This window comes from Nostoc sp. (assembly GCF_036917615.1).
Taxonomy (GTDB): Bacteria; Cyanobacteriota; Cyanobacteriia; order Cyanobacteriales; family Nostocaceae; genus Nostoc.
Map to the genome: position 1 here is coordinate 1 of NZ_JBALCZ010000089.1, position 6,442 is coordinate 6,442.

6 protein-coding genes, 1 tRNA gene and 2 pseudogenes are annotated in these 6,442 nt (G+C 44.6%); 8 read left to right on the forward strand and 1 reads right to left on the reverse strand.

What is annotated here, in order from left to right:
* Positions 1-122 (reverse strand): annotated as a pseudogene (locus V7K85_RS32795) (photosystem II D2 protein (photosystem q(a) protein)); the annotation flags it as partial.
* Positions 123-459: 337 nt separating this feature from the next.
* Between V7K85_RS32795 and V7K85_RS32800 the strand changes: the two are divergent.
* From V7K85_RS32800 to V7K85_RS32835, 8 genes and pseudogenes are all read left to right on the forward strand, one after another.
* Positions 460-732 carry a hypothetical protein gene (locus V7K85_RS32800; protein ID WP_334820335.1) on the forward strand — a complete coding sequence of 91 codons (273 nt, stop codon included), beginning with the start codon at positions 460-462 and terminating at the stop codon, positions 730-732.
* Positions 733-745: 13 nt separating this feature from the next.
* Positions 746-1,423 (forward strand): ABC transporter ATP-binding protein, encoded by a 678-nt coding sequence (locus tag V7K85_RS32805; protein WP_334820337.1) that lies wholly within the window; start codon positions 746-748, stop codon positions 1,421-1,423.
* Positions 1,424-1,869: 446 nt separating this feature from the next.
* Entirely contained in the window at positions 1,870-2,421 is a 552-nt protein-coding gene (locus tag V7K85_RS32810; protein ID WP_334820339.1) for an NYN domain-containing protein, read from the forward strand.
* A 140-nt stretch (positions 2,422-2,561) separates the two neighbouring features.
* Positions 2,562-2,633 (forward strand) — tRNA-Asn (locus V7K85_RS32815).
* A 14-nt stretch (positions 2,634-2,647) separates the two neighbouring features.
* Positions 2,648-2,909, forward strand: a pseudogene (locus V7K85_RS32820) (hypothetical protein); the annotation flags it as partial.
* Positions 2,910-3,149: 240 nt separating this feature from the next.
* A complete protein-coding gene (locus V7K85_RS32825; RefSeq protein WP_334820341.1) occupies positions 3,150-3,560 on the forward strand; it encodes a hypothetical protein in 411 nt (136 codons plus the stop codon).
* A 45-nt stretch (positions 3,561-3,605) separates the two neighbouring features.
* Entirely contained in the window at positions 3,606-4,217 is a 612-nt protein-coding gene (locus V7K85_RS32830; protein ID WP_334820343.1) for a hypothetical protein, read from the forward strand.
* Positions 4,218-4,219: 2 nt separating this feature from the next.
* Complete coding sequence (locus tag V7K85_RS32835; protein WP_334820345.1) at positions 4,220-6,301, forward strand: ATP-binding protein; 2,082 nt, start codon at positions 4,220-4,222, stop codon at positions 6,299-6,301.
* The last annotated feature ends 141 nt before the right edge of the window (positions 6,302-6,442 follow it).

The window sequence follows — 6,442 nt, forward strand, 5'->3', positions numbered from 1 at the left end:
AAGGCGCAGGGGAACAGTAGTATCCCTGACCAACCTACGAATACGAAGCGATCGCGCTTGAGCCAGTCGTCTAGAACGTCAAACCACCCTCTACTAGAGGCGCGTCCAACTGCGATGGTCATTAGAGCAAATCTCCAAATGTTTATAAGTACAGGTTGTATCTGTATTATAGATGGCTATTAAAAAGCTCTCTATAAGCAGAAAGTTAACCGGGTTGTTAACTAAGTTTACAATTTTTTACGAACCTTTAATCATATTAGGTGTAAATCGCTAATTTTTCTAGGGTATTTCTCATAAAAATTAATTTTTGATCCAGATGAGGTCAAATAAACAGGTGGGGCAGGGGAGCTGGGGAGCAAGGGGGAAATAACCAATGCCCTGTTTGGCCAATGCCCTTTTCCCTAGAATCAGTCAGCTGACGCTAAAATGAGTCCTACAGTTAAATTTGATTATTGCTAAATGTTTACCATCGACTTAAGCATCAGAAACACTGCTTTCCCTATCTCAGTACAACGTAAGTCAGCAGAGGATGCTGAGGCTGTCTATCAGCTCATTTTGGCAGCAATACGCTCTGGTAACCCTGACGTTGTGGAACTCAAGTGCGAGGGCAAGACAGAGAAAAAAATTGCTGTCCGCGCTAGTGAAATTTCTGGGGTGCAGATTGTTCAGAAAGATGGTACAACCCCTGGTGGTGGTAGACCACCTGGCTTTTTCGCTGTAGCTGCTGAGTAACCAAGGTTGACAAATGGCTCAAGTGGGCATAGAGGTCAAGGATTTAAATTTTAGTTGGCCTAATGGAGAGAAAGTTATCAAATCTTGCTCTTTGGAAGTACCCAAGGGTGAGTTTTGGATGCTCTTGGGTACAAATGGCAGCGGGAAATCAACGTTACTGAGACTGCTAGCGGGGCTATTAGCTCCTGAATCTGGGGAAATTCGGGTTTTGCACCCCGTTGGCTTTGTCTTCCAAAATCCGGATCATCAACTGGTGATGCCAACGGTTGGTGCTGATGTGGCTTTTGGATTGGTGGAAGAAAAGTTGCCACCTGCTGCCACCAGAGCAAGGGTTGAGGAGGCGCTAGGAGCGGTGAATTTGCTTACCCTCCAACGACGCCCTATCTATGCACTTTCTGGGGGACAGAAACAGCGAGTCGCGATCGCTGGTGCGATCGCCCGTCGCTGTGAAGTCTTATTATTAGATGAACCCACTGCCTTACTAGATCCAGATAGCCAACTGGATTTAGTTGCTGGTGTCCGCCGCCTCGTCAAAAGTCGAGGTCTCACAGCCCTGTGGGTGACACATCGATTAGACGAGTTAAATTACTGTGACGGCGCTTTCTTATTAGAAAAAGGTTCTCTTGTTGATGGGGGTGAAGCCCAGCGCCTTAAACAACGTCTGATGGAGGTACACAGCGAACCCTCTTAATTAAGTGCTGAGTCATGAGTGCTGAGGAACCAGTGCGCCCTTGCGTGCCGACTTGTTCGCTGTTAGCGTTCCCGCTCTTTAGCAACTGGCGTTGCTGAGTGATCTAAAAAGTACTCAGGATTTTTGCACCGAGTATATGCTTCGTCCTTTGTGGGCGGTATTTTCACTCAGCACGAGCGCGATAAATTTGAGCGGCGGCTTACGCCGAACAGAAGTTAGGTGACTTTTAATTCATCACTTTTGATTACTCAGCACTACTAAATAAAGTACTACCACGCGCCTTTGTAATAAAGGCGCGTTTTAAATTAGTGCGTCTATCCTAAGGTAAGTTTTATGAGCCTATCGTATTTTTTGTTTTTTGTAACATAGTGTTACACACAATGCATCAATTATTATAAAACTTATGAATGAATTTTGTTAACTCTAGAAAATTGTGATTAAAAACCATGCCCCGTTCCTTACTCCAAGCCGTTTTGTTAGTGGACGGCTACAATATAATTGGCGCTTGGCCTTGCCTGAAAAAAACGCGTGATAGTGTTGGATTAGAGGCAGCACGGGGTGAACTTGTGGAAGCGATGACTGGTTATAGTGCGTTTCAAGGTTATGCAACTCAGATAGTTTTTGATGCCCAATATCAGAACTCCTCTAGTAATAAAGAAATAATTACTGAGCTTTTATCAGTTTATTACACTGATTTTGGGCAGACAGCAGATACTTATATTGAAAAATCTTGTGCGTCTATGCGCCAGCAAATAGCCCAATCTTTGATTTCTCGTGTGATTGTTGCTACATCAGATCGGGCACAGCAGTTGATGATACAGGGGTATGGGGCTGAATGGTTGTCGGCACAACAACTCTGTGGGGAAGTGGAAGCTACCGTCTGTCGGATGCGACAGAAGTATCATCCGCGCAAACAATCTAAGAGTAGGTTTTTAGCCAATGCTATTGATGCTAAGGCGCGGCAGCGTCTGGCTGAATTACGAATGGGATTACAGTAGATATTAATATTTAAAAGTCTCTGCTTGAGTTGCTCAATGAATTTTGGCTGCAAAATTCTATAATTAAGCATCGAAAAGAATATTGGCGAAAGTACTTGCCAAATCTTATTTTTAGCCTTAAGATTATAAATCGTGAGTGATCCTCAGTAGCTCAGTGGTAGAGCGATCGACTGTTAATCGATTGGTCGCTGGTTCGAATCCAGCCTGGGGAGTTTAGCAATTTTGGATTTTGGATTTTAGATTATCCTTCAATAATCTATGGTCGCTTGATCCAGCTGTGACGTTTCTGAATCATGGGTCTTTTGGTGCTTGTCCTAAACAAGTGCTGGAGTTTCAACAATGACTGCGTAGACGCAAAGCGGCTTGTCGTTAGACATCGCAGCTAGAACAAGAACCCTTACACTTCTTTTGGTAGAGAATGGGAACCGCTGCTAGACGATGGCAGAAGTAAGCTGGCGGCGTTTGTGGGTGCTGATGTCCAAGATATAGCGATCGCTCGTTTGGATGCAATACGCTCTGACCTCTCTCCTTTTAGGAGAGAGGCTTTGAATCTTACTCCCCTTCCCTTGTAGAGAAGGGGCTGTTCTTGTTAGGTCTGTATTCTATGGCAATTGAGAACCGCTATAGTTTAAGGAAACTGGCGATCGCATCAAGGGTCTGTTTTGCACTAAGTGCTATTCTTTTAAGTAATAGCACTTAAATTGCTGAAACTAGGATAAACGCTTTACATGACTTCTGGAGCGCTGCCTGACAATCCTTTTGTGGCTGCGGGGATGATTGAAGATCCCAGGCTGTTTGTCGGTCGTAAAGATGAATTACACGCGATCGCATCTCGGATGAAGGGCGATCAGCCTACAAGTATAAATATAGTTGGTGACAAGCACATTGGTAAATCTTCGTTGCTGCATTATTTTGTTCAGACTTGGCAGGAACGAGGATTAGACGCGAACCGTTATGTGGTTATTTACCTACCGTTACGGGGTGTAGATTGCCAAACTGAAACGGGTTTCTATGAGGCTGTAGCTGAAGGTTTACTGAGTCACGTTCAGGGATGGCAACAACGCAGTCTGCAAAATTGTTGGAAGAGTAAACCGCTTAATCGTCAAGCTTTTTCAGATGCGGTTAAGGAATGGAAATAGCAAGGAAAGCTACCCGTCCTCTGTCTGGATGATTTTGAAAGCCTTTTGAAATATCCCGATAAATTCGATAATGGATTTTATGACAATTTGCGATCGCTGATGGATAGCAACGCCTTGATGCTAGTGGTGGCTTCCCGTAAACAACTGGATGTTTATGCTAATGACTATCACTTCGGCTCTAGTTTTTTCAATATTGGTCACACGATTTATTTGAAAGAACTAACTACAGATGAGGCTATTGAACTGTCGCGCTTACCAACTCGCTCTACAAATGGTGCTGCTTTGAGTGTAGACGAACAGAATCATGCCCAGCAATGGGGCGATCGTTATCCTTACAAGTTGCAATTGGCTGGTTACTATTTGTGGGAAGCACGTCAACAAGGTAAGCCAATCAAGTGGGCGAAACAGCAGTTTGAACAACAGATTGCAGATCGTAAACAACAGCAATGGAAATGGAAATTATGGCCGTATTTTATATTTGTAGATTTACCGAAGCGCTTGGGTAGTTTTACCAAGTTCACTGGCGAAACTGTAAGTGATTTTGGTAGCTGGATAATTGGAATGACAATTATAGTAATGGTTATCCTTGTTTTGGCGGGTGTACTGCACTGGAACCAAGTTTGGGATTTTATGCGCGACAAGTTGGGGATAAAGTAGCAATGAGTAACAAGTCTCCAGCATCAGGCTTTTGGAATTATGTGGCTGAATGTGTGCGCCTCTTGTATTGGATTTACTTCAAGCCTTTTACCTTTGAACGTTGGCTGCGTAATATCCATCCAGAACTAAAGCCGAGAGATAAGCTCTTTGATAAACGGGCTGAGTTTCATACTAATCCCCGCCTGCGTCGCTATGCTGGGCAGGTTTGGTGGCTAACTGCTGTAGTTCCAATGGTTGCTGTCCTTGCCTTTTTTCTTGCAGCTAGATTTTTATCAGGCGTGGCCTTCGGTGTGGGGGGAGGCGTGGTGGTAGGCGTGGCCTTCGGCGTGGGGGGAGGCGTGGGGGGAGGCGTGGGGGGAGGCGTGGGGGGAGGCGTGGCGTTAGGCGTGGCGTTTATTTTCGGTGTGCTGCGGGTTTACTTCTGGTTGCCAGAATTATTATGGATACTCACCCTGTTCTTGTTGTTTCCTAATGTAAAGCGGGTAAATTGTTTGCGATATCTGCCTCCTCGCTTTGATGAATTGATTATTTTGCCTCTGCCTTTCATGGATGTGATGATTGTAGAGGGTTATCGCAAGAACCCAGATGTTGCCCGTGAGACTATTAATTATCTAATTACATCCACCAATCAGCAAAAAGTTGCTGCACAGGCAATTTCTGGTATTGCTGTAGATATTCTCAATCGTTGTCAGAGGTTGAGCGATATTGTGGAGATTGCCAACCAGCTAGCGTGGATTCCCTCACCACCGCCAAAAGAACTTGGCGTTGTACTGCCCCAATTTTTGGAAATCAGCCAGGATATACGGGCATCAGAAGAAGCAACTTCACTTTATCGTCAATATGAGTTACTGAACATTCCCATCAATGCATTACGCCAACTGGGGCAAAGTCTAGCTTTGACAAAAGATGCTCGCGTTGCTGTCTCTTTTGGCAACGCTGCACAAGGCTGGCTGACTATACTAGAGACAGCGCAGCGCATTTTAGAGGAACAGGCACAGCAATCACAAGAAATTCGACAAGTTTATATTGCTGGTAACTCCCTAGACCAGGAAACAGCAAAGAATCGTTTCAAAGGGCGAATTGACATATTTCGAGAAATTGAAACTTTGACGCTTTCTGAGCAACCGCCAGTGTTGTTACTCTATGGTGGGCGGAGGACAGGGAAAACCTCAGCGCTGAAATATCTACCTTATAGAATTGGCTCAGATATTGTACCTTTGCTGGTAGATTTACAGGGTGCAGCATCAGCCACAACCTTAAAAGGATTGGCTGAAAATTTAGCTCAACAAATTATCGAAGCTGCACGGCGATTACCCCGCACAGTAAACTTGCCTTATCCAGATGCCAAGAAACTAGCAGAAGATCCATTTCCGGCGCTGCAAACTTGGTTCACAGAAATAGAACGCAGCAACCGCAGTCAGCGATTTCTCTTATGTCTGGATGAATATGAACGTTTGGATGAAGTAGTGAAAGTAACAAGCAGCCGTGCGCCACTCAACTTTATTCGTAACCTGCTGCAACACAACCAAAAGTGGATTTTAATTTTTAGTGGTTCACACGAGTTATCTGAACTTGACGATTACTGGAGTGACTATTTAATTAACACCCGTGCTTTGCGAATGACCTACCTGCAAGAGTCAGAAGCCCGCGATTTGATTTTACATCCAGTGGAGAACTTCACCAATATATATGAACCAACTGCTGTAGATGCAATTATCCAACTGACTCGCTGTCAGCCTTTTCTGGTTCAGTTGGTATGTTACGAGTTGGTGGAGTCGCTAAACGGCGATATTAGAAAAAACCAGGGAAATGCAGATACAGTAAAAGCCACTGCTCAAAATGTCGAAGAGATTATTCCTCAAGTGCTTGCCAGAGGCGTTCAGTATTTTCGGGAATTATGGACGAGTTTAGCAGAGAGCGATCGCTCTCTCCTGCGCCGGATAATCCACGGAGAAACTCCCACGCAGCAAGACAAAGGCGTTATCCGCAAACTAACGCGAAAAGAAATCTTGACTCAAGAAGGCAATGCTTTTCAAGTGCCTTTGGTGCAAAAATATATAGAACAATTGCTAGAAGAAGAATAATATAACAGTCCTATTCAAAATTTTCATTGTTATGTTGCAACCGACATCGCTACAGGGACGACGGATGTCGCTACAGGGACGACGGATGTCGCTACAGGGACGACGGATGTCGCTACAGGGACGACGGATGTCGCTACAGGG